The 23,133-nt window shown below is 63.7% G+C and carries 22 protein-coding genes; 13 read left to right on the top strand and 9 right to left on the bottom strand.

What is annotated here, in order from left to right; genetic code table 11:
- Positions 1-70 precede the first annotated feature (70 nt).
- Genes CQW31_RS12030 through CQW31_RS12050 form a run of 5 tightly spaced genes read left to right on the top strand, consistent with a single transcriptional unit; the run spans position 71 to position 6,570 of the window.
- Positions 71-3,538 carry a response regulator gene (locus tag CQW31_RS12030; RefSeq protein WP_099814557.1) on the top strand — a complete coding sequence of 1,156 codons (3,468 nt, stop codon included), beginning with the start codon at positions 71-73 and terminating at the stop codon, positions 3,536-3,538.
- Positions 3,535-4,356 (top strand): protein-glutamate O-methyltransferase CheR, encoded by an 822-nt coding sequence (locus CQW31_RS12035; RefSeq protein ID WP_099814558.1) that lies wholly within the window; start codon positions 3,535-3,537, stop codon positions 4,354-4,356. Before CQW31_RS12030 ends, CQW31_RS12035 begins: the two co-directional genes overlap by 4 nt.
- A complete protein-coding gene (locus CQW31_RS12040; protein ID WP_054883221.1) occupies positions 4,353-4,928 on the top strand; it encodes a chemotaxis protein CheB in 576 nt (191 codons plus the stop codon). The genes CQW31_RS12035 and CQW31_RS12040 overlap by 4 nt, the downstream gene beginning before the upstream one ends.
- Complete coding sequence (locus tag CQW31_RS12045; RefSeq protein WP_054883220.1) at positions 4,922-6,148, top strand: hybrid sensor histidine kinase/response regulator; 1,227 nt, start codon at positions 4,922-4,924, stop codon at positions 6,146-6,148. The genes CQW31_RS12040 and CQW31_RS12045 overlap by 7 nt, the downstream gene beginning before the upstream one ends.
- Positions 6,149-6,192: 44 nt before the next feature.
- The gene (locus CQW31_RS12050; RefSeq protein WP_099814559.1) at positions 6,193-6,570 is read left to right on the top strand and encodes a response regulator; all 378 of its coding nucleotides are present in this window, start codon (positions 6,193-6,195) and stop codon (positions 6,568-6,570) included.
- Positions 6,571-6,673: 103 nt separating this feature from the next.
- On the opposite strand, the gene CQW31_RS12055 is transcribed toward CQW31_RS12050, so the two are convergent.
- Genes CQW31_RS12055 through CQW31_RS12065 form a run of 3 tightly spaced genes read right to left on the bottom strand, consistent with a single transcriptional unit; the run spans position 6,674 to position 9,312 of the window.
- Entirely contained in the window at positions 6,674-7,255 is a 582-nt protein-coding gene (locus CQW31_RS12055; RefSeq protein WP_099814560.1) for a TetR/AcrR family transcriptional regulator, read from the bottom strand.
- A 12-nt stretch (positions 7,256-7,267) separates the two neighbouring features.
- Complete coding sequence (locus CQW31_RS12060) at positions 7,268-8,116, bottom strand: 3-hydroxybutyryl-CoA dehydrogenase (RefSeq protein WP_054883217.1); 849 nt, start codon at positions 8,114-8,116, stop codon at positions 7,268-7,270.
- A gap of 11 nt (positions 8,117-8,127) precedes the next feature.
- A complete protein-coding gene (locus tag CQW31_RS12065) occupies positions 8,128-9,312 on the bottom strand; it encodes an acetyl-CoA C-acyltransferase family protein (protein WP_099814561.1) in 1,185 nt (394 codons plus the stop codon).
- Between the two features lie 168 nt (positions 9,313-9,480).
- Here CQW31_RS12065 and CQW31_RS12070 point away from each other — a divergent pair, with 168 nt between their 5' ends.
- On the top strand, positions 9,481-10,527 hold the full coding sequence (locus CQW31_RS12070) for an AraC family transcriptional regulator (RefSeq protein WP_099814562.1): 1,047 nt from the start codon (positions 9,481-9,483) through the stop codon (positions 10,525-10,527).
- On the opposite strand, the gene CQW31_RS12075 is transcribed toward CQW31_RS12070, so the two are convergent.
- Both CQW31_RS12075 and CQW31_RS12080 read right to left on the bottom strand, forming a co-directional pair.
- Positions 10,496-11,947 (bottom strand): catalase, encoded by a 1,452-nt coding sequence (locus CQW31_RS12075; protein ID WP_249342067.1) that lies wholly within the window; start codon positions 11,945-11,947, stop codon positions 10,496-10,498. The two genes, CQW31_RS12070 and CQW31_RS12075, sit on opposite strands and share 32 nt — an antisense overlap.
- A gap of 207 nt (positions 11,948-12,154) precedes the next feature.
- Positions 12,155-12,697, bottom strand: a complete 543-nt coding sequence (locus CQW31_RS12080) for a WYL domain-containing protein (RefSeq protein WP_099814564.1) — start codon at positions 12,695-12,697, stop codon at positions 12,155-12,157.
- A 215-nt stretch (positions 12,698-12,912) separates the two neighbouring features.
- Here CQW31_RS12080 and CQW31_RS12085 point away from each other — a divergent pair, with 215 nt between their 5' ends.
- Together CQW31_RS12085 and CQW31_RS12090 are read left to right on the top strand one after the other, a co-directional pair.
- Positions 12,913-13,158, top strand: a complete 246-nt coding sequence (locus CQW31_RS12085) for a type II toxin-antitoxin system Phd/YefM family antitoxin (protein ID WP_054883212.1) — start codon at positions 12,913-12,915, stop codon at positions 13,156-13,158.
- Positions 13,148-13,429, top strand: a complete 282-nt coding sequence (locus CQW31_RS12090; protein WP_054883211.1) for a type II toxin-antitoxin system RelE/ParE family toxin — start codon at positions 13,148-13,150, stop codon at positions 13,427-13,429. The genes CQW31_RS12085 and CQW31_RS12090 overlap by 11 nt, the downstream gene beginning before the upstream one ends.
- Here the strand turns inward: CQW31_RS12090 and CQW31_RS12095 are convergent.
- Complete coding sequence (locus tag CQW31_RS12095; RefSeq protein ID WP_054883210.1) at positions 13,426-14,346, bottom strand: LysR family transcriptional regulator; 921 nt, start codon at positions 14,344-14,346, stop codon at positions 13,426-13,428. The two genes, CQW31_RS12090 and CQW31_RS12095, sit on opposite strands and share 4 nt — an antisense overlap.
- Before the next feature lie 288 nt (positions 14,347-14,634).
- On the opposite strand from CQW31_RS12095, the gene CQW31_RS12100 reads away from it, so the two are divergent.
- From CQW31_RS12100 to CQW31_RS12110, 3 genes are read left to right on the top strand one after another with little or no spacing between them, the layout of a single operon-like run.
- Positions 14,635-15,939 (top strand): MFS transporter, encoded by a 1,305-nt coding sequence (locus CQW31_RS12100; RefSeq protein WP_054883209.1) that lies wholly within the window; start codon positions 14,635-14,637, stop codon positions 15,937-15,939.
- Positions 15,940-15,969: 30 nt separating this feature from the next.
- Positions 15,970-17,211: a Zn-dependent hydrolase gene (locus tag CQW31_RS12105; RefSeq protein WP_099814565.1), complete on the top strand. Its 1,242-nt coding sequence runs from the start codon at positions 15,970-15,972 to the stop codon at positions 17,209-17,211.
- A complete protein-coding gene (locus tag CQW31_RS12110) occupies positions 17,211-18,233 on the top strand; it encodes a histone deacetylase family protein (protein WP_099814566.1) in 1,023 nt (340 codons plus the stop codon). The genes CQW31_RS12105 and CQW31_RS12110 overlap by 1 nt, the downstream gene beginning before the upstream one ends.
- A gap of 293 nt (positions 18,234-18,526) precedes the next feature.
- Here the strand turns inward: CQW31_RS12110 and CQW31_RS12120 are convergent, their stop codons facing one another.
- Complete coding sequence (locus CQW31_RS12120) at positions 18,527-19,951, bottom strand: PLP-dependent aminotransferase family protein (protein ID WP_054883206.1); 1,425 nt, start codon at positions 19,949-19,951, stop codon at positions 18,527-18,529.
- 325 nt (positions 19,952-20,276) lie between these two features.
- On the opposite strand from CQW31_RS12120, the gene CQW31_RS12125 reads away from it, so the two are divergent.
- Positions 20,277-21,686: an amino acid permease gene (locus CQW31_RS12125; RefSeq protein WP_054883205.1), complete on the top strand. Its 1,410-nt coding sequence runs from the start codon at positions 20,277-20,279 to the stop codon at positions 21,684-21,686.
- Positions 21,687-21,689: 3 nt separating this feature from the next.
- Here CQW31_RS12125 and CQW31_RS12130 read toward each other — a convergent pair whose 3' ends face one another.
- Positions 21,690-21,869 carry a hypothetical protein gene (locus tag CQW31_RS12130; protein WP_054883351.1) on the bottom strand — a complete coding sequence of 60 codons (180 nt, stop codon included), beginning with the start codon at positions 21,867-21,869 and terminating at the stop codon, positions 21,690-21,692.
- 96 nt (positions 21,870-21,965) lie between these two features.
- On the opposite strand from CQW31_RS12130, the gene tam reads away from it, so the two are divergent.
- Positions 21,966-22,742 carry a trans-aconitate 2-methyltransferase gene (gene tam / locus CQW31_RS12135; protein WP_054883204.1) on the top strand — a complete coding sequence of 259 codons (777 nt, stop codon included), beginning with the start codon at positions 21,966-21,968 and terminating at the stop codon, positions 22,740-22,742.
- On the opposite strand, the gene CQW31_RS12140 is transcribed toward tam, so the two are convergent.
- On the bottom strand, positions 22,739-23,104 hold the full coding sequence (locus tag CQW31_RS12140; RefSeq protein ID WP_099814567.1) for a DUF2784 domain-containing protein: 366 nt from the start codon (positions 23,102-23,104) through the stop codon (positions 22,739-22,741). The two genes, tam and CQW31_RS12140, sit on opposite strands and share 4 nt — an antisense overlap.
- Positions 23,105-23,133: the final 29 nt, after the last annotated feature.

Below are 23,133 nucleotides of genomic sequence, written 5' to 3' on the forward strand. Positions count from 1 at the left end.
AGCGGCAGACAACTACAGGCTTGAGCCGCCACACTTTTCCAATGGACTTTTTTCGCGCGGGCGTTATCAGATGATTCAAGCAGCCTCGATGGACCAGCAGAGCTTCCGCAAGCTGTTGAGCCGCAATATCGGCTTGCCCCTGGGGGTGGGTCTGCTCGGCGCCGTGGCCTTTGTCGCGGTGATCAACTACCTGCTTTCGGCCATGCAATGGGTCGAGCACACCGATCGGGTGATTGGCAATGCCAACGAGACGGTCAAGCTGTCGATCGACATGGAAACCGGCATGCGCGGTTTCCTGATCACCGGTGACGAACGCTTCCTCGACCCCTACGAGGTGGCCAAGCCACGCATCCTGGGCAGCCTGCAGAGCCTGCGCGGCATGGTCGAGGACAACCCGCAGCAGGTCGACCGCATCGACCGGTTGATCGCGTTGCAGAACGCCTGGAACGATTTCGGCAGCGAGATGATCAATCAGCGTCGCAATGGTGGTGATTATCGTGAGTCGGTGGCCAATGGCCGCGGCAAGCGCATCACCGACGAAATACGCAATCAGTTCGAGAACCTGATCGACACCGAGCAGCAGTTGCGCACGGCCCGTAACGAGAAGGTCAGCGCGGTCACTGTGACGGCGATTTCCGTCTTCGTGCTGCTCATTGTCGGCCTTAGTGCCTTGCTCGCCTACTTCGGCCGTCGCGATCTGATGGCGCTGTCGGACAGCTACAGCGAAAACCTGCAGGCCCAGCAGCGCTTCGCCGAGCGCCTGGAGCACCAGGCCTGGCTGCGCAGTGGCCAGACACAGCTGTCGGAGCAGGTGCTGGGCCAGCTGACCTTGCCGATGCTGGGCGAAAACATCCTGCGTTTCTTCGCCAGCTACCTGGGCAGTGTGGTCGGTGCACTTTACGTGCGTGACGAGCACGGCCGCCTGGTGCGCGTGGCCAGCTACGGCCTGGGGGCCGAGGAGCAGGCCCGCGAGCAGGTGCTGGGTGACCACGACGGCTTGCTGGCGCGAGCCGTGCGCGAAGGGCGGCTGTTGCGCCTGGACAACTTGCCGGAAAATTACTACCACCTCAGCTCCGGCCTTGGCAGTGGTCTGCCGCGCAGCGCGCTGTTGATGCCGGCCACTCACGACGGCCAGATCAACGGCGTGATCGAACTCGGCTTCCTGCGCCCCTTGCAAGAGCGTGACGACGAACTGATGGAGCGCGTGGCTGGCAACCTCGGTATCTCCATCGAAAGCGCTCGCTACCGCCAGCGTCTGCAGGAAGTGCTGGCTGAAACCCAGCAGCTCAACGAGGAACTGCAAGTCCAGCAAGAAGAACTCAAGACCGCCAACGAAGAGCTCGAAGAGCAATCGCGCGTGCTCAAGGAGTCGCAGGCCCATCTGGAAACCCAGCAGGCCGAACTCGAACAGACCAATGAGCAGTTGTCCGACCGCACCCAGGCGCTGGACCGCAAGAACGAGGAACTCAGCCAGGCCCAGGAAGAGCTGAAGGCCCGTGCCGAAGACCTGCAGCGCTCGAGCAAGTACAAGTCCGAATTCCTCGCCAACATGTCCCATGAACTGCGCACGCCGCTGAACAGCTCGCTGATCCTGGCCAAGCTGCTGGCCGAGAACGGCGAGGGCAACCTCAGCGCAGAGCAGGTCAAGTTCGCCGAGTCGATCTATTCGGCAGGCAACGACCTGCTGAACCTGATCAACGACATCCTCGACATCGCCAAGGTCGAGGCCGGCAAGCTCGAAGTGCGCCCGGAAAACACTCAGCTCGAACGCCTGGTCGAAGGCCTGCGCGGGATGTTCCTGCCGCTGGCCGAGCACAAGGGCCTGGGCTTCGAGGTGACGGTCGAAGCGCAGGTGCCGGCCACCTTGTTCACCGACCGCCAGCGCCTGGAGCAGATCCTCAAGAACCTGTTGTCCAACGCCATCAAGTTCACCGAGCGTGGCCAGGTCAGCCTGAACATCGGCTATCAGGCTGGCAGCGGCATCATCTTCTCGGTTCGCGACAGCGGCATTGGCATCGCCGCCGACCAGCAACAAGCGATCTTCGGCGCCTTCCATCAGGTCGACGGCACCAGCAACCGCCGTTATGGTGGCACCGGCCTGGGCCTGTCGATCTCCCGTGACCTGGCGCATCTGCTGGGCGGGCAGATCAGCGTCGACAGCAGCCTGGGCCACGGCAGTGTGTTCAGCCTGATCATGCCGGAACGCTACGAGTCGCAGAGCGAGGAGGTCGAACCGTTGAGCTTGCGCCCGGCCGTCGACAGCCTGCCGCCGGCGCCGCCGGTTGCCGCTCCGGCCCTGGCCAAGCGCCCGGCACCGGCCTTCAGCGATGACCGCGAACGCGCACCGTTCGACAACCGCTGCATCCTGGTGGTCGAGGACGAGCCGAACTTCGCCCGCATTCTCTTCGACCTTGCCCACGAACTGGGTTACAGCTGCCTGGTCGCGCAGTGTGCCGATGAAGGCTTCGAGCTGGCCGAACAGTACATCCCCGACGCGATCCTGCTGGACATGCGCCTGCCTGACCATTCCGGGCTGACAGTGTTGCAGCGCCTCAAGGAACAGGCCGCCACGCGGCATATCCCGGTGCACATCATTTCGGTCGAAGACCGGGTCGAGGCGGCCATGCACATGGGCGCGGTGGGTTATGCGGTCAAGCCGACCAGCCGCGAAGAGCTCAAGGAAGTGTTCGCCCGCCTGGAAGCCAAGTTGACTCAGAAGCTCAAGCATATCCTGCTGGTGGAGGACGACGACCTGCAGCGCGAGAGCATTGCCCGCCTGATCGGCGACGAGGATGTCGAAATCACCGCCGTGGCCATGGCCCAGGATGCCCTGGCGCTGCTGCGCGAGAACATCTACGACTGCATGATCATCGACCTCAAGCTGCCCGACATGCTCGGCAACGAGCTGCTCAAGCGCATGACTGCCGAGGACATCCGTTCGTTCCCGCCGGTGATCGTCTACACCGGGCGCAACCTCACCCGCGAAGAAGAAGCCGACCTGCTCAAGTATTCGCGCTCGATCATCATCAAGGGTGCGCGCTCGCCGGAGCGCTTGCTCGATGAAGTGACGCTGTTCCTGCACAAGGTAGAATCGCAGCTGTCCCACGAGCGCCAGCGCATGCTCAAGACCGCGCGCAGCCGCGACAAGGTCTTCGAGGGGCGCAAGGTGTTGCTGGTTGACGACGATGTGCGCAACATCTTCGCCCTCACCAGCGCCCTGGAGCACAAGGGCGCCATGGTCGAGATCGGCCGCAACGGGCGTGAAGCCATCGAGCGCCTGGAACAGCACGATGACATCGACCTGGTGCTGATGGACGTGATGATGCCGGAGATGGACGGTTTCGAGGCCACTCGCCTGATCCGTCAGCAGCCGCGCTGGCGCAAGCTGCCGATCATCGCCGTCACCGCCAAGGCGATGAAGGATGACCAGCAGCGTTGCCTGCAGGCTGGCGCCAATGATTATCTGGCCAAACCGATCGACCTGGACCGCCTGTTCTCGTTGATCCGTGTATGGCTGCCGCAACTGGAGCGAATTTGATTAGCGAACGCAACACCGACATCGAGATCCGGCTGCTGATCGAGGCGATCTACCTCAAGTACAGCTACGATTTCCGCAACTACTCCGGCGCTTCGATCAAGCGCCGGATCCTCCATGCCCTGCGCCAGTTCGGCTGCCTCACGGTGTCGGCGCTGCAGGAACGGGTGCTGCACGACCCGGGCATGTTCATGCAGTTGCTGCAGTACCTGACGATCCCGGTCAGCGAGATGTTTCGCGACCCTGGCCACTTCCTGGCCCTGCGCCAGGAGGTGGTGCCGCTGCTGCGCACCTGGCCGTCGATCAAGGTGTGGATCGCAGGCTGCAGCACCGGTGAAGAGGTGTACTCGATGGCCATCCTGCTGCGTGAAGAGGGCCTGCTCGAACGCACCATCATTTACGCTACCGACATCAACCCGCATTCGCTGGACCGCGCCAAGCAAGGCATCTACTCGATGCAGAGCATGCGCGAGTATGAAGAAAACTACCGCCTGGCCGGGGGCCGCCGGGACTTTGCCGAGTACTACACCGCAGCCTACGGCAACGCCATCATGGACAGCAGCCTGCGTGACAACGTGACCTTCGCCGACCACAGTCTGGCCACCGACAGCGTGTTTTCCGAGACCCAGCTGGTGTCCTGCCGCAACGTGCTGATCTACTTCAACAAGGAACTGCAGGACCGCGCCCTCGGGTTGTTCCACGAGTCCTTGTGCCACCGTGGTTTCCTGGTGCTCGGCAGCAAGGAGTCAGTAGATTTTTCGGCCTACAGCGAGCGCTTCGAGCCACTGGTCAAGCCCGAACGGATCTACCGTAAATCATGAACGGCGTGCGCGCGGTGGTCATAGGCGCCTCGGCGGGCGGCGTCACGGCACTGTTCACGGTGCTCGGTGCGTTGCCGGCCGGTTTTGCCATTCCGGTGCTGTGCGTGCTGCACCTGCCAGACGACCGGCACAGCCAGTTGGCCGAGGTGTTGCAGCGGCGCTTGCAGCGGCCGGTACGCGAGGCTTGCGACAAGGAAGTCATTGCCCCGGGGCAGATCTACGTGGCCGGGCCGAGTTATCACCTGTCGGTGGAAGCTGACTTCAGCCTGTCGCTGAGCCAGGAGGACCCGGTGCATTTTTCGCGCCCGGCCATCGACTTCCTGTTCACCTCGGCGGCCGATGCCTACGGCCCTGGATTACTCGGCGTGCTGCTGACCGGGGCCAACGAAGATGGCGCCGAAGGGCTTGCCTACATCAAGAACAGCGGCGGCCGGACCGTGGTCCAGGATCCCCGCGATGCACAGGTGGCGCTGATGCCGGAGGCCGCACTGGCCCGGCATACGCCCGACCTTATCCTTTCTCTGAGCGGTATCGGGCAGTTGCTCGCTACCCTGGAACCCAGCGCATGCTAAGCCACACCATTGCCAAACTGCTGATCGTCGATGACCTGCCGGAAAACCTGCTGGCGCTCGCCGCCCTGATCCAGGGCGAAGACCGCGAGGTGTACCAGGCACAGTCGGCGGAAGCGGCCTTGTCGCTGATGCTCGAACACGAGTTCGCCCTGGCCATTCTCGACGTGCAGATGCCCGGCATGAATGGCTTCGAGCTGGCCGAGCTGATGCGCGGCACGGAAAAGACCCGCAACATCCCGATCGTCTTCGTCTCGGCTGCCGCGCGTGAAATGAATTATGCCTTCAAAGGCTACGAGAGCGGTGCAGTGGACTTCCTGCACAAGCCACTCGATACCCTGGCGGTGAAGAGCAAGGTGTCGGTATTCGTCGACCTGTACCGCCAGCGCAAGGTGCTCGACCGGCAGCTGCAGGCGCTCGAGCGCAGCCGCCAGGAGCAGGAGCTGCTGCTGGGCCAGTTGCAGGTGGCGCGAGGCGAGCTGGAGCATGCGGTACGTATGCGCGACGACTTCATGTCGATCGTTGCCCACGAGGTGCGCACGCCGCTCAACGGCCTGATCCTGGAAACCCAGCTGCGCAGGATGCACCTGGCCCGTGGCAATCTCGAGGCATTCAGCGCCGACAAACTGCAGGCCATGGTCGAGCGTGACGAGCGCCAGATCAACAGCCTGATCCGCCTGATCGAAGACATGCTCGACGTATCGCGCATTCGCACCGGCAAGCTGTCGCTGCGGCCCAGGGCGTTCGATCTGAGCCAGTTGGTACGCGGCCTGGTAGAAAACTTCTCGGCCCAGGCCACGGCACTGGAGACCACCATCGAGCTACTGCAGTGTGAACCCTTGACGGGAGAGTGGGACGAATTCCGGATTGAGCAAGTAGTGGCCAACCTGTTGTCGAATGCTTTGCGTTACGGCGAGCGACGTCCCATCCACGTGCAGGTGTTCGAGTGCGATGGCATGGCGGCGGTGCAGGTTCGCGATCACGGCATCGGCATCAGCGCCAGCAACCAGCAACGGATCTTTCAGCAGTTCGAGCGTGTGGCCACCCAGCAAGCCAGCAATGGATTGGGGCTGGGCCTGTATATCTCGGAGCAGATTGTCCAGGCCCATGGCGGGCAGATCAAGGTACAAAGCGATGTCGGCAAAGGCTCCACGTTCACCCTGCTGTTGCCGCTGGCAGGGGTGAAAGAACAAATCGACCAGGTGCGGGCAACCTCCGCGTAAGCCTGAGGTCACATTGGCCAACGGCAAGCATTCAAGGCGTTAACATGAGTGAAGATGCACAAGATGTAGTGTTGGTGGTCGAGGATGAACCGGCAATCCGGATGATCCTGCGCGACTACCTGGCGGGTGAGGGCTACCACGTGCTGGTGGCCGAGGACGGTGAACAGGCGTTCGCCATTCTGGCGAGCAAGCCGCACCTGGACCTGATGGTGACCGACTTCCGCTTGCCGGGTGGCATTTCCGGGGTGGACATCGCCGAACCTGCGGTGAAGCTGCGGCCAGACCTGAAGGTGATCTTCATCAGTGGCTACCCGGCCGAGATCCTCGAATCCGGCAGCCCGATCGCGCGCAAGGCGCCGATCCTGGCCAAGCCATTCGACCTCGATACCCTGCACGAGCAGATCCAGGCCTTGTTGCGTTAGCCTGCTACGGCCTCTTCGCGGGACAAGCCCGCTCCTACACCGATTTCAAAGGTGGTGCAGTACCTGTGGGAGCGGGTTGACCCGCGAACAAGCCGGTACAGGTTCAACGCAGGGTCCGCTCGATCCCGCCAACCAGCAGGCTCTCCATCAAACCCAGCCCCTGTTCCTCTGGCAAGCCCTTGAGCATCCCCGGCAACTGGTTCAGCAGTGTCGCCACGACATGCGCGGTTGCCACCAATACCTCGCCCTGCAACGTCGCCCGCGGTGCGATCAGGCGCAGCAACCCCGCCTCATAGCGCTTGCGCAGCAACCCCAGGCGCGCCTGCTGTGCTTCGCTCAGGCAGCACAGGTCCCGCTCCGCCAGGCGAAATTGCATCGGCCGTTCGGCGTGCAGCTGCCAGTGCGCGGCAATCAGGCAGGCCATTGCCGAGCCGCCTCGGGCCATGGCCCGGCGACCCTGCTCCAGGGTCGCCTGCAGCTCCTCGTACAGCTCCTCGATCAGGTCGAACAGCAGGTCCTGTTTGCTGGGGAAATGGTGATACAGCGAGCCGGCAGTCAGGCCGACATGCGCCGCCAGTTCGCGCATGCTGACCTGGCCAAAGCCCTTTTCGGCGAACAGCGCCATGGCCCGGTCGCGTCGCTCTTCGAAGTTGGCACAGCGCATGGCGGCATTGACCGGGGGCATCGCTTGCGCTCCTCAGTAGGTAAAGAAGCCGCGGCCGCTCTTGCGCCCCAGCCAGCCGGCCGCGACCATTTCCTTGAGCAGCGGGGCAGGGCGGTATTTGCTGTCGTTGAAGCCTTCATGGAAGGCCTCCATGATCGCCAGCAGGGTATCCAGGCCGATCAGGTCGGCCAGGGCCAGCGGGCCGATCGGCTGGTTGCAGCCCAGGCGCATGCCGGTGTCGATGTCCGCGGCACTGGCCAGGCCTTCCTGGCGCACGAAGATCGCTTCGTTGATCATCGGTACCAGGATGCGGTTGACCACGAACCCCGGGCGATTGCCGGCGGTGATCGGTGTCTTGCCGAGCTTCTCGGTGACCACCAGCGCCTGGGCGTAGGTGTTGTCGCTGGTCTGCAGGCCGCGGATGATCTCGACCAGGGCCATCATCGGCACCGGGTTGAAGAAGTGCACGCCGATGAAGCGCTCAGGGTGGTCGATGCTGGCCGCCAGTTGAGTCACCGATAGCGACGAGGTGTTGGTAGCGATCAGGCAGTCGGCGGCCACGTTGGACGCTACCTGCTGCAGGATGCGTTGCTTGAGCTGCAGGTTCTCGGTGGCAGCCTCGATCACCAGCTGTGCGCGGCTCAACTGGGCGTAGTCGGTGCTGGTGCGGATACGTGTTTTCGCGGCCTCGGCGCGCTCGGCCTCGAGCGTGCCCTTGCTGACCTGGCGCTCCAGGTTCTTGCTCAGGGTGGCCACGCCACGCTCCAGCGCGGCGTCGGAAACGTCCACCAGCAGGACCTGGTAGCCGGCCACCGCGCACACCTGGGCAATACCATTGCCCATGGTGCCGGCGCCGATTACGGCAATCTGTTCAATCGTCATGGTTCAGCCCCTCAGACGCGCTCGAAGACCACGGCGATGCCCTGGCCGCCGCCGATGCACATGGTGGCCAGGGCGTAGCGGCCCTGGATGCGCTGCAGTTCATGGATGGCCTTGGTGGCGATGATCGCGCCGGTGGCACCGACCGGGTGGCCGAGCGAGATGCCCGAGCCGTTCGGGTTGACCTTCTCCGGGTCGAAGCCGAGCTCGCGGGCCACGGCGCAGGCCTGGGCAGCGAAGGCTTCGTTGGACTCGATCACATCCAGGTCGGCAACGTTCAGGCCGGCCTTTTCCAGCACCTTGCGGGTCGCCGGGATCGGGCCAAGGCCCATCAGCTCCGGCTCGACGCCGGCGTGGGCATAGGCCACCAGGCGCGCCAGGGGCTTCAGGCCCAGGCGGCGCACAGCGTCACCGGTGGCCAGCACCAGGCCGGCGGCGCCATCGTTGATGCCGCTGGCGTTGCCGGCGGTGACGGTACCGTCCTTCTTGAACACGGTCTTCATGCCGGCCAGTTGTTCAGCGGTGACATCGGCGCGGACATGCTCGTCGACGGCGAACTGCACGGTGCCTTTACGGGTTTTCAGCTCCAGCGGCACGATCTGGCTGTCGAAGCGCCCTTCGGCCTGGGCGCGGGCGGCGCGGCGCTGGCTGGTCAGGGCCAGTTCGTCCTGCATTTCGCGGCTGATGCCCTGCTGGGCGGCGACGTTTTCTGCGGTGATGCCCATGTGGAAGTGTTCGAACGGGTCCTGCAGCACGCCGACGGTGTAGTCGATGCCTTGCAGGTCACCCATGCGCGCGCCCCAGCGCGCCTGGGGCAGCAGGTACGGGCCGCGGCTCATGGACTCGGCGCCGGCGGCCAGGGCCATGTCGGCATCGCCGAGCAGCAGGCACTGGGCGGCCGAGACAATGGCCTGCAGGCCCGAACCGCACAGGCGATTGACGTTGAAGGCCGGGGTTTCCTTGGGGATGCCAGCGTTCATCGCTGCGACCCGCGACAGGTAGGCATCGCGTGGTTCGGTGGGGATCACGTTGGCCATCACCACGTGGCCGATCTGGTCGGCGGCCACCCCCGCACGCTCGATGGCGGCGCGGGTCACGGCGGTGGCCAGGTCGGCCAGTGGCAGGTCCTTGAGGGAACCACCGAAACCACCAATGGCGGTACGGACGGCACTGACGACGTAGATTTCTGCGCTGCTCATAGAGGCTCCGATTGCGAAGGCATGGCGGGAGCGGGCCAGGCTCTGCGAGAATGGCCGGCGATCCCAAGGTGGGTTCGAGTCTAGGCAAAGGCTCTGTTGCAGCCTATGCCGGATCTGTTCAGTCAACCTGGCATTTTTTGCCACTCAGCATAGACAGCGAATTCCGCCATGCGCGATAGCGATTCGGTCGCGGTGTACTTTCTCAATGCCATGTTGCATGCCCTGCGCGGCCAGCCCGACGTGCTGGAGGCGCGGCTGCGCGGCGTGGGCATCGACCCGGCCGTACTCAGCCAGCCACAGGCGAGGGTGCCGGCCAAGGCTTTCGCCGGTTTGTGGCTGGAATTGATCGAGCTGCTGGAAGACGAGTTCTTCCGCCTCGACAGCCACGGCATGCCGTTGGGCAGTTTTGCCCTGATCTGCCGTGGCTTGATCCAGGAACCCAACCTGGAGAAGGCGCTGCGCCAGTGCATGAGCAGTTTCGCCCTGTTCCTGCGTGACCTGCGCGGCAATCTCACGCTGCGCGGTGGGCGTGCGGTCATCAGCGTACAGTCGACGATTGCCGACCCGCTGACCCAGGTGTATGCCGAGGAAACTTACCTGGTGCTGGTGATCGGCCTGCTGTGCTGGCTGGCCGGGCGGCGCATCGCCATCGACCGCACGGAGCTGGCGGTGGCGCGCCCGGCCCAGGACGACGACCCGCTGCTGTGGGGGCCGGACTTGCGCCTGGGCAGCGGGCGTACCGAAGTCGAGTTCGACAGCGCCTGGTTGCGCTTGCCGGTGGTGCAGGACCTGGCAGGCCTGAAGACTTTCCTGCGCAGCGCGCCCCAGGGCCTGGTCATCCGTTTTCGCAATCAGAACGGGCTGGTGGCCGAGGTCTATCGCCATTTGCGCGCACGCCGCTATGGGCAATGGCCGACGCTTGCAGCCATGGCCGAGCAGCAGGGGATCAGTGCCAGCACCTTCCGCCGCCAACTGGAGCGTGAAGGGCATTCGTACCAGCAGATCAAGGATGAAGTGCGCCGGGCGATGGCCTTCGAGCGCTTGCGCGAAGGCACCTTGAGCATCGCCGAGATTGCCGAGCAGGCGGGCTTCCAGGAGCCCAGTGCATTTCACCGGGCGTTCAAGAAGTGGACGGGGCAGAGCCCGGGCAGCTATCGGGCGAGGCTGGCCGGGCTTGCAAACTTCAATCCTGCAGTTCGGCAGCCAGAGCCTTGACCCGCTTCAGGTCACCTCCCGCAATTCTTGTAACCCTGCTCCCGTAATCGGCATCGGCTTTGTACAGGAATGACAGTATGATGTGCTTGCTCTGCTCATCGGCGACAGCCAGCGACTGACCGAAGCTGTTGACCAGGTCGCGCTGCTCGCTTTTCGAATAGGCGCGGTAAAGGTCACCGGCCTGCTTGAAGTTCTGCTCCCGGGTGATGCCCCGTTGCTGGGTGGGGCCGCTCAAGGCCAGTTCACTGTAGCGTGCCGAGTCGGTGGTGCTGCGAGGCTGCAGGCGGCTGGGCTGGTAGTTGACCATGTCACGGGTGCGGTTGGGGTTGAGTGCGCCATCCTGGTTGCCATTGTTGACCGCCGCCCGCGGCTGGTTGATCGGCAGGCTGCTGGCGTTGGCGCCGACTCGGTACATCTGGGTGTCGGCGTAGGAGAACAGTCGGCCCTGCAGCAAGCGGTCTTCGGAGGGCTCTATACCCTGGATCAGGTTGGACGGTGCCAAGGCGACCTGTTCGGTTTCCTGGAAGAAGTTGTCGACATTGCGCTTGAGCACCATCTGCCCGACCCGGCGCTCGGGCACATCCGGCCAGACCTTGGTGGCGTCCAGCGGGTCGAAGTCGAAGGCTGCCAGCTGCTCAGGACGTAGTGTCTGGATATAGAGGTCCCATTTGGGATAGTCGCCACGGGCGATGGCACCTACCAGGTCCTCGGTCATGTGACTGAAGCTTTTGCCCTGGATCTGCTCGACAGCCTTGGGGTCGAGGTTTTCCTGCCCTTGCAGGCTTTTCCAGCGGAACTTCACGTAGGTGGGTTCACCGTTGGCGTTGACGAACTTGTAGGCGTGCACGCTGTTTCCATCCATGTGCCGATAGCTTTTTGGCGTGCCTTCGTTGGAGTACAGCAGGGTCAGGGTGCGGGTAGCCTCCGGCATGTGCGAGAGCAGGTCGAAACGCCGGGCGTCGTTGCCCAGGTTGTTGCGCGGGTCGGGCTTGAAGGCGTGGACCATGTCCGGGAACTTGATGGCGTCGCGGATGAAGAACGTTGGGAAGTTGTTGCCGACCAGGTCCCAATTGCCCGTCGTGGTGTAGAACCGGGTGGCAAAGCCTCGCGGGTCGCGCAGGGTTTCCGGCGAGTGCAGGCCATGCACAACCGACGAGAAACGCACGAATACCGGGGTTTTTTCGCCCGGCGTGAACAGCGGCGCCGAAGTCAGCGCGGACAGGTCTTCGGACGCGGTGAATTCGCCATGGGCGCCGGTGCCGCGGGCGTGCACCACGCGTTCGGGGATGCGTTCGCGGTCGAAGCGTTGCAGCTTCTGGATCAGCTGCACATCCTGCAGCAAGGTCGGGCCAGCGTTGCCAGCAGTCTGGGAGTGCTGGTTGTCGCCGACCGCTGCGCCGTTGTCGCGGGTCAGGGGCATGGCGAACAGCACGGGGCTTGCAAGAACGGTTGCACACAGCAGCGTCAATGCCGGGCGATGGGGGCGGGTCGAAAGCATGGTCGGGGCACTCGCTTGATCAAGGGAGTGCCGATGCTAGTAATCCTGCAGGAACCTCACTGTAAGGCGGCTCATCTCATGTTGTGGGAGATGTCGAGCAGAGAGCCGCTGGACCGATGTGCGGCAGCGTCAATAGCCATCGTCGTTCAACGCCAGGCTCTGGCGCAGCTGTTCGACCATCGACACGCGCAATGTTTCCGGTGCCTTGACCCGGATCGAGCCGGCCTGGGACAGCAGCCAGCCCATCAGCGCACGGCTGTCTTCGACTGTGGCCGCGAGCATCGCACCGCCTTTGTCATGCGGGGCCAGGCGCATGTCCTCGGACAGCGGCTGGTCTTCCAGGCGACGCGCGAGGCCATCGTCGACCCAGGCCTGCAGTTCGATCTGCTGCGAGGGGGTGAGTTGATCGGGTTGCAGTTGCTCGGCCTCATCCAGGCTCAGGCCTGGCTGCCAGTACCAGCCATAGGGCATGCCTTTGCTGTTGCAGTGCAGCGGGAACAGCGTTGCCAGCTCGTTGAGGTCGCGCTCGACCGTGCGCTTGCTGGTCTTGTGGCCGGCCCTGGCCAGTGCGGCCTGCAATTGCGTGGAGCTCATCCCGGGGTGGCGGTCAGGCAGCAGTTTCAGTAACTGCCATTGTCGGGCGATGGTGTGGCGGGTCGGGTGGCTGGGCACGGGAGTTTCGTCCTTGAAGACCAGGTATGACGGCCTGGGTGATGGCACATAGCTATCTCAAGAGCATACTCTGTCAATGGATGGGATCCAAGTGTGTTTTTCAAAGGCTGTAGGAACGCATAGCAAGCCCGCCGACGACAGCTCTCTGAACAGTTGAGACTTGTTTGTGTCCTGTAAATAGACCAAAATATCGTTCTTTATTGAGGTTTGAATTCATGCAGAATATTTTCGCTGACGTGGCCGTAAGCGTGTCGGAGCTGAAAAAGAACCCATCCGCGGTGATGACAGGTGCTGCGGGTATGCCCGTCGCTGTGCTCAATCACAATCGTGTTATGGGTTACATGGTGCCTGCCGAACTGTACGAAGCCATGATGGAGCGTCTGGAGGATCTTGAATTAACCGAGCTGGCCAAGTCGAGGCTGGGTGAAAAGGGCGTACCGGTAACTCTGGATGATTTATAAGCTCGAGTTTCTGCCTTCTGCGATGAAGGAGTGGGGCAAGCTTGGGCACACCGTGCGCGAGCAGATCAAGAAAAAGCTCGGCGAACGCTTGCAGTCCCCCAAGGTCCAGGCCGATGCACTGCGTGACCTGCCGAACCACTACAAGATCAAGCTGAAAGCTTCAGGTTATCGACTGGTGTACAGAGTCGAAGATGAGCGGATCGTTGTAGTGGTGGTGTCGGTTGGCAAACGTGAGCGTAGCGAGGTTTACCGAGCCGCTAAAACGCGTTAGGTGACCGCGCCGAAAAGGCCGCCCTGCAAGGCCTCGATAAACACCTCTTCAGCCCGGCTCAACCGCTGTTCCCTGTTCCACAGCAGGTGAATATCCACATCGGCAATCCCTTCTGCAGGCGGCAGCTTCCACAGCAGCCCCGCCGCCACATCCGGCGCCACCACATGCTCGGGCAGGCAGCCGATGCCGAACCCGGCGATCACCAGCCGGCGCACCTCTTCAAGACTGGGCGACGACGCCACGATCCGCCCGGAAAACCCTTGCTGGTCGCGGAAAATGGTCAGCGGCGACAACATGCCGCCAATCTGGTCGCTGGTGAAGCTGACGAAATTTTCCCGCTGCAGATCGCCCTCGGCCTGGCCGAACAGGGCATGGTGCTTGCCGCAGAAAAACGCGTAGCGCTGGCGCAGGAACAGGCGCTGCTCCAGGCGTGGCTGGGGCCGGCGGTTGAGGCTCAGGCCCGCAGTGGCAGTCTTTTCCTGCAAGGCGGCGACGATGTCCGAGCTGCGCATCACGTCGATTTCCAGGTCCACCCGTGGGTGCTGGCGATGGAAGTCCGCCAGCAAATCATCGAACCGCTCGCTGACGATGCGGCTGATCATGAGCAAGCGCACCTTGCCCACCAGTTCATCCGCCGGCTGCTCCAGCAGGCCGCTGATCTGCGACATCTGCCCATACACCTCACCGGCCAGCTGGAACAGTTGTTCGCCCATGTCGGTGAGCACGAAGCGAGGCCCGCGGCGGGCAATCAGCTGGCGGCCAAGCTGTTCCTCCAGGCGCTTGAGCGCCTGGCTCACGGCCGGTTGGGTCAAGTGCAGGCGCGCGGCGGCGCGGCTGATGGACAACTCCTGGCCGATTACCCGGAAAGTGCGCAGAAGGTTCCAGTCGAGGCGGTCGTTGAGCAGGCGGTCGGACATGGCTGGCTCGATGATAAGCAGGGCTAATAGTGCGAATAATAAATAGAAAATTGACTAATCATAGCCCCGGGATGATAAATCGCAGTCATTGAGGCTTGTTGTATCGGTGCTGGCTTCTTCGCGGGCTTGCCCGCTCCCACAGGTACTGCAGCGTTTGCGGGCCTTGCGCAATCCCTGTGGGAGCGGGCGAGCCCGCGAAGAAGCCAAAAACCGATCAAAAGGCCATGCGCCACCAGAGCGCCGCCGTGACCCTTAACTCCTGCCAGAAAAACAAGCAAAGGAGCCCCCATGAAGCCCATCGCTTCGCCCCAGCCGCGCCGTGCCGCCGCCGCCGCGTTCATCGGCACCATGATCGAGTGGTACGACTTCTACATCTATGCCACCGCCGCCGCCTTGGTGTTCGGTGCCTTGTTCTTCCCCTCCGACGACAGCCTGTTCAGCACCATGGCCGCCTTCGGCACCTTCGCCGTGGGCTTTTTCGCCCGGCCGCTGGGCGGCATCGTGTTCGGCCATGTGGGTGACCGCATCGGACGCAAGAAGTCGCTGGTCATCACCCTGTTGATGATGGGCATCGTCACCGTGTGCATCGGCCTGCTGCCGACCTACGCGCAGATCGGTGCCGCCGCGCCGGTGCTGCTGATCATCCTGCGGGTGATCCAGGGCATCGCCGTGGGTGGCGAATGGGGCGGGGCGGTGCTGATGGCCGGTGAACATGCGCCCAAGGGCCGGCGCAATTTCTTCGCCTCGTTCGCCCAGCTGGGCAGCCCGGCGGGCCTGATCCTGTCGCTGCTGGCCTTTGGCGCAGTGACCCGTCTGCCCGAGGAAGACCTGATGAGCTGGGGCTGGCGCGTGCCGTTCCTGGCCAGCGCGCTGTTGCTGCTGGTGGGCCTGGCGATTCGCCTGGGGGTCAACGAATCGCCCGAGTTCATTGCCAGCCGCGAGCAGGCGGCCAGGGCCCAGCGCAAGGAGCAGGCGCCGGTACTGGAAGTGCTGCGCACCGCCTGGCGCCCACTGCTGCTTTGCATCGGTGCCAACACCCTGGGCATTGCCGGGGTCTATTTCACCAACACCTTCATGATCAGCTACACCACCCAGCAACTGCACCTGGAGCGCTCGCTGATCCTCGAATGCCTGTTCTTCGTGGCGATCATCCAGTTCTGCGTGCAGCCGCTGGCCGCGTGGCTGTCTGAAAAACTCGGCGCCACCCGCTTCCTGGCCTTGGTCGCGCTGCTGGCGATGGGCTCGCCGTACCCGATGTTCGTGCTGGTCAGCTCTGGCCAAGGCCCAATGATAGTGCTCGGCATCGCCTTGGCGGCGGCCTGCATGGCCTCGTTCTACGCGGTGATCGCGGGCTACGTCAGCGGCATGTTCGACACCCGCGTACGTTACACCGCGATTTCCCTGGCCTACCAAGTGTGCGGCGCCCTCGCGGGCGGCCTGACACCGCTGATCGGCACCTGGCTGGCCCACACCTTTACCGGCCAATGGTGGCCGATGGCGGCGTTCTACAGCCTCATCGCCAGCATTTCGCTGGTCTGCGTGCTGGCACTGGCACGCCAGTACGCCCGAAGTCAGCGCCTGGAACTGGCCTGATCGATTCCTCTGATTGTGGAGTACCCGCACATGTTGAAAAGCAATGGCGAACGCCTGTGGGCGAGCCTGATGGCCATGGCCGAAATCGGCGCCACCGCCCGCGGCGGCAGCTGCCGCCTGGCCCTGAGCGACGAAGACAAGGCCGGCCGTGAACTGTTCAGCCACTGGTGCCGCGAGGCCGGCCTGACGCTGAGCGTGGATGCCATCGGCAACCTGTTCGCCCGCCGCGCCGGTAGCGATCCGGCTGCTGCTCCGGTGATGATGGGCAGCCACCTCGACACTCAGCCCGAAGGCGGCCGCTTCGATGGCGTCTATGGCGTGCTGGCCGGCCTGGAGGTGGTGCGCCGCCTCAACGACCTGAACATTCAGACCCGCAAGCCGCTGGAGATCGCCGTCTGGACCAATGAAGAGGGCGCCCGCTTCACCCCGGCCATGTTCGGCTCGGCGGTGTTCACCGGGACCCTGGCGCTGGACCAGGCCCTGGCCATCCGTGATGCCGATGGCGTCAGTGTCGCCGACGAACTGCGGCGTACCGGCTACGCCGGCCAGCGCCCGCTGGGTGGCCAGGTGGATGCCTACTTCGAGGCGCATATCGAGCAAGGCCCGATCCTTGAAGACAACGCCAAGGCCATCGGCGTGGTCAGCGGTGGCCAGGCGATTCGCTGGCTGGACGTGACCGTCGAAGGCATGGCCGCCCACGCCGGCACCACGCCGATGCCGCTGCGCAAGGACGCCCTGTACGGCGCTGCGCAGATGATCCAGGCGGTCGAGCAACTGGCTGCCGACTTCGCCCCGCAAGGCCTGACCACCGTCGGTGAACTGTCGATCGCCAAGTCCTCGCGCAACACCATCCCTGGCGTGCTGCGCTTCACCGTCGACCTGCGGCACCACCGCGACGAATCCATCGAGGCCATGGAGCGCGACCTGACCGGGAAGCTGCAGGCCATCGCCAGCCAGCGCGGCCTGCAGGTGCGCATCGAGCGCCACTGGGTCAGCCCTGCCACGCCGTTCGACGCCGACTGCGTGGCCGCGGTGCAGCAGGCGGTGGACGGCCTTGGCTATGCCCAGCAGTCCATCGTCAGCGGCGCCGGCCACGACGCCATCCTGCTGGCCCGCTACTGCCCGACGGCGATGGTGTTCATCCCCTGCGTCGGCGGCCTGAGCCACAACGAAGCCGAAGACGTGCTGCCCGAGGATGCCCGCCAGGGCGTCGACGTATTGCTCAACGCCGTGCTGGCCCGCGCCGGCCAAGTCGAACAAGGAGAAGCCTGATGCGTTGCTACTTCCACCCCGAACAGCTGCTGCACCATCCGCGCAGCTACTATTCGCGTGGCGCCATGCGCACCCCGCAGGAAGTCCCCGAACGCGCCCAGCGCCTGCTGCAGGCGGCCAAGGACCTGGGCTTCGACATCCGCCAGCCCGACGATGCCGGCCTGGCGCCGCTCAAGGCGGTGCATGGCGAGGCCTACCTGGCGTTCCTCGAAGAGGCCCATGCGCGCTGGAAGGAAGTACCCGAGGACTGGGGTGACGAAGTGATGTCGAACATCTTCGTGCGCGAGCCCAACGCCCTGCGCGGCATCCTAGCCCAGGCGGGGCGCTACCTGGCCGATGGCAGCTGCCCGGTGGGTGAAAACACCTGGCGTTCGGCGTACTGGTCGGCGCAGAGCGCGGTGGCCGGGGCCAAGGCCATTGTTGATGGCGAGCCCGCAGCCTACGCGCTGTGCCGGCCGCCGGGGCACCATGCACGGTTCGATGCGGCCGGTGGGTTCTGCTACATCAACAATGCCGCCGTGGCCGCCCAGGCCTTGCGCAGCCGTTACCGCCGGGTGGCGATTCTCGATACCGACATGCACCACGGGCAGGGGATTCAGGAGATCTTTTACGAGCGCAATGATGTGCTGTACGTGTCGACCCATGGTGACCCGACCAACTTCTATCCGGGTGTGGCCGGGTTCGAGGATGAACGCGGCAGTGGCGCGGGCGAGGGGTACAACCTCAACCTGCCGATGGCCCATGGCGCCAGCCAGGCGGACTTCATGGGACAGCTGGAAATTGCGCTGGCTGCGGTCAAGGACTTCGGGGCCGAGGTGCTGGTGCTGTCGCTCGGGTTCGACATCTACGAGCTGGACCCGCAGAGCAAGGTGGCGGTGACGACCGAAGGGTTTGCGGCGTTGGGTGAGCGGATCCGGGCGTTGCGCTTGCCGTGCCTGATCGTGCAGGAAGGGGGCTATCACCTGGAGAGCCTGGAGGCCAATGCGCAGGCGTTTTTTGCAGACAAGGTTGTCTGGCGCTAAGTGTCACAGGTGCTTGCCACGACATTTTCACCGCCTGTGAGATCGAGCGCCGCCCGCGCGGCGCATCGCGGATAAATTCGCTCCTACAGTTTGTTGCAACGTGCCGAACCTGTTACGCCATGGTTGTCTGCTTTGGCGCATGACTGAACAAGGCGGACAGCGGTGACCTCACAGGAATGATTGGCCCGAAACAGATGTAGGAGCGGATTTATCCGCGATGCGCCGCGCGGGCGGCGCTCGATCTTGCAGGCGCTGAAAATGCCAAGGCGAACCCCTGGCCACATCACAAATCCCTAAATCCCACCCCGCCGCACATGCTTCACCAGCACCTTCTCCAGCAACTCCCACATCGCCGGGTCGGTGCTGAACGCCACATTGAAGCGCATCCACCCGGTCGCTTTGGCATCGACCATGAACAACTGCCCAGGCCCGAGCATGATGCCTTTCTCCAAGGCATCATCGAGCAACGCCGCACTGTCTGGAATCGCCGGGTGGCGGGTCCAGATATACATGCCTTCATCCGACTCGGTGAACAGTTCAAAGCCCAGTCGATGCAAATGCCGGCCCACTTCCTGATGCGCCTCGGCCAAGCGCTGGCGCAGGCGCTTGAGGTGCTTGCGCCAGCGTCCGTCGATGATCGCCGCATACACCACCCGCTCCATCACCTGCGAAGTGGTCAGCCCCGAGCGCATCTTCAGGTGCAGCAGCTTCTGCGACAGCTCCGGGTTGGCCAGCAGGTAGCCGACCCGCACGTTGGGCGAGATGCTTTTCGAGTAACTGCCCACGTACACCACCTGCTGCAGATGGTCGAGGCTGGCCAGGCACGGTTGCGGCTCGGCGACCATGTCGGCGTACAGGTTGTTCTCCACAAGGCGGAAACCGTGCTGGCTGGCCAGTTGCAGCAAGCGGTGCAACTGCGCCAGCGGGGTGCGTGAACAGGTCGGGCTGTGCAGGTGCGGCTGGGTGAAGAACGCGGTAGGGCGATGGTGTGCCAGCAATTGTTCGAGGTGATTGAGGTCGTAACCGTTGGGCGTGCGTGGCACGCCGATCAAGGTCGCGCCCTGGGTCCGCAGAATACTCATCAGGTTGGGGTAGCCGGGGTCGTCCACCAGCACCACGTCACCGGGGCGCACCAGGGTACGCACGGCAAGGTCCAGCGCCTGGCTGGCACCGTGGGTCAGCATCAGCTGCGCCGGGTTGCAGACGATCGACAGTTCCTGCTGCAGGTTCTGCGCGGTCAGCGCACGCAGCTCCGGCAAGCCCATCGGGTCGCCGTAGCCCGACAATTCCAGCGGGCTGCCAGCGACCTGGCGCAGGCCGCGGCGCAGGCCGTCTTCGTACATCCAGTCATTAGGTAGCCAGCCGCAGCCGGGTTTGAACGGCAGTTGGCGAATCTCGAAGATCTGCTGCAGGTACCACTCGGAGTTGAAGGTCGGGCGGCCGCTCTCCGCCTCGCTGTTTTGGCTTTCCAGCAGCTCGTTCGCCGCACGATTGACGAAGAACCCCGCATTGCCCTTGCTCACCAGCAGCCCCTGGGCAACCAGGCGGTCGTAGGCCTCGACCACGGTAAAGGTGCTCACCGAATAGCTCGCGGCAAAGGCGCGGATCGAGGGGACCTTGGTGCCGGGCTTGAGGGTCTGGTTATCGATCAGCTCGCGCAGGCCGTCGATGATCTGGTTGACCAGCGGCGTGGAAGAGTCTGGGTGTAATTCGAACATTCGGGGCCTTCAGGAGTGCGTAACGCCAAGCGCCAGCGGGTGTATTGCATTGGCGGCCTGTACAGTGCAGTGCGAGATTCATGCCACTGTGCATGGCTCTCTACGTCGGACATTTTTACATTAGGTGTCAGATATCGCCACATAAAGCATGTTCAGTTCGCCTCAGGTGCCAACCCTGGGGCGCGTCAGCAGGCCGCCACGGAAGGCCTGCGTGTGTTAGCGCACACCATCCTGCCCGCATTAGCACTGATGTACAGGTGAAACCGAGAGCCATCGGGGTTTCACAGTTTTCCTTGGATAAAAAGAAGCACGGGGTACACAACTGATGGACGCAACATCCACAACCACCACCGCGAAAAGCGGGCACGAGAGCAAGCTCAGTGCCTCGCTCAAGTCGCGCCACCTGACGATGATGTCGATCGCCGGGGTTATCGGCGGCGCCTTGTTCGTCGGCTCCGGCAGCGTGATCCACAGCGCCGGCCCGGCCGCAGTGCTGGCCTATCTGGCCGGCGGCATCCTGGTGGTGCTGATCATGCGCATGCTGGGTGAAATGGCGACTTCCTCGCCGGACACCGGCTCGTTCTCCACCTACGCCGACCGCGCGATCGGCCGCTGGGCCGGTTTCACCATCGGCTGGCTGTACTGGTGGTACTGGGTCATCCTGATGGCCTGGGAAGCCTATGTGGCGGGCAAGATCCTGCACGGTTTCTTCCCCGACGTCAGCGTCAACGTGTTCGTGCTGGCCACGACCCTGCTGCTGATCACCGTCAACTTCTTCAACGTCAAGCACTACGGTGAGTTCGAATTCTGGTTCGCGCTGATCAAGGTGGTGGCGATCGTTTGCTTCCTGGTGGTGTGCACCGCCGCGGTGATGAACATCTGGCAGTTCGGTGAAGTGCGTGGCATGACCCACCTGACCGCCGAAGGCTTCATGCCCAACGGCATCACCACGGTCATTGGAGCCTTGCTCGGGGTGATGTTCGCCTTCCTTGGCGCTGAAATCGTCACCATCGCCGCTTCCGAAGCCAAGGACCCGGCTACCCAGATCGTCAAGGCCACCAACTCGGTGGTATGGCGTGTGTGCCTGTTCTACGTCGGCTCGATCTTCCTGATCGTCTGCCTGGTGCCGTGGAACGACCCGCAACTGGGCGTTTCCGGCTATGGCGCCTACCGCCGTACCTTGGAGCTGCTGGGCGTGCCGCACGCCGAACTGCTGATGAACTTCGTGGTGCTGACTTCGGTGAGCAGCTGCCTGATCTCTGGCCACTACACCGCTTCGCGCATGCTGTTCTCGCTGGCCCAGCGTGGCGACGCGCCGTCATTCTTCAAGATCACCCGTGCCGGCACCGGTGTACCGGTGTACGCGATCATCGGCTCCTGCGCCGTGGCCGTGGTCTGCGCGCTGATCAACTTCAGCGAGACCCTGCGCCCGAAAGACGTGCTGGAAACCCTGATGAACACCACCGGCATGATTGCCCTGCTGGTGTACCTGGTGATCGCCTTCTCGCAGCTGCGCATGCGCCGCAAGCTGATCGCCGAAGGCAAGGAAGTACGCCTGCAGATGTGGCTGTTCCCGTGGCTGACCTACCTGGTGATCGGCTTCATCATCGCCGCATTGGTGACCATGGCCTTCATGCCTGATTATCAGATCCTGGTGATTTCCACCGGCATCGCCGCGGCTGTCGTGGTGGCGATGGGCGTGGTGCACCAGATCCGTACTGGCAAGCAGCACTAAGCGTCACTTGCTCTTGGAAACGGCCGGCTCCCTTGGGGACCCGGCCGTTTCGCGTTGCTGGGCCTGGTGTTTGTCCGCGGGCATGTGAAAGCGCTGGTTCATCCAGGGGGAACCGAGCAGGGCGGCGGCGGCGATCAGCGCCAGAATGGCCAAGGCCATGGATAGCTTCATGGGCATGCGCATAAAGGGAATGACTTCAAGCATAGGCCGACAGTTCAGGCGCATGCACTTCGGTACATGGCGTATGCTCATTGCATCGTCCGCCAAAAGGAGCCGCCCATGGCCTGGTCCGCCACCCAGTATTCCCTCTTCGAAGACGAACGCACCCGCGCCGTGCGTGACCTGCTGGCCGCCGTGCCGCCGCGGCCGGTACGCCATGCCACCGACCTGGGCTGTGGCCCCGGCAACTCGACCGAAGTGCTGCTGCAGCGCTGCCCGGACGCCCAGGTAACGGCACTGGACAGCGACAAGGACATGATCGACAAGGCCCGCGAGCGCAAGCGCCTGCACATTCCACGGGTACGCTGCGAAATTGCCGATATCAGCGACTGGTCCGCCCCCGAGCCGCAAGACCTGATCCTGGCCAATGCCTCGCTGCAATGGGTGCCTGACCATGGCTCGCTGTACCCGCACCTGGTGCGCCAGCTGAGCGAGGGCGGCAGCCTGGCGGTACAGACCCCGGACAACCTCGACGAGCCCGCTCACCGGCAATTGCGCAAGATTGCCAGCGAGGGCCCGTGGGCGGAGAAATTCGCTGACTTCCAGTTGCCACCGCGGCACAACGCGGCGTTCTACTACGACCTGCTCAGCCCGCTGTGCACGCGGGTGGACGTGTGGCGCACCACCTATCACCACCCGTTGACCGGCGGCGCCGAAGCGGTGGTGGAATGGTTCAAGGGCTCGGCGCTGCGGCCTTATCTGGCCAAGCTGGACGAACAGGAACAGGCGAGCTTCCTGCAGATGTACCTGCAGGCCATGCAGCATGACTACCCGCCAGCCACCGATGGCAAGGTGTTGCTGCCGTTTCCGCGGCTGTTTGTCGTCGCTACCCGCTAAGGGCGACGCCAGCGGCAGATGACGCAGGCGTAGATGGCCAGGTTCAGCACCAGCACGACGCCGCCCAGCAGCAGCTGGATCTGCGGCGTCAGGCCGGCGGGGTAGATCAGCGGCCAGATGTAGTGTTCGACGAAGCCGCCGTGATAACCCGCGTCACCGGCCGCCAGACGCATGCGGTTTTCCCAGTCGGTGAGCGGGCATTGCAGGTGCAGGCCTTCCACCGCCAGGCCCCAGGCCAGGGCGGGGAGGTGCAGGAGCAGGGCGGGGCGCCACCTGAGCACCAGCAGGCCGCCGAACAGCACCAGCAGGATGAAGGCCAAGTGCAGCAGGACCAGGGCGTCGGCGGCCAGGCGGAAAAGCATGGTGGGTGGGCCAGGGAATGAGGTATTCC

Origin of the sequence: Pseudomonas sp. 382 (assembly GCF_002759075.1) — a bacterium.
In the GTDB taxonomy this organism is placed as follows: domain Bacteria; phylum Pseudomonadota; class Gammaproteobacteria; order Pseudomonadales; family Pseudomonadaceae; genus Aquipseudomonas; species Aquipseudomonas vlassakiae.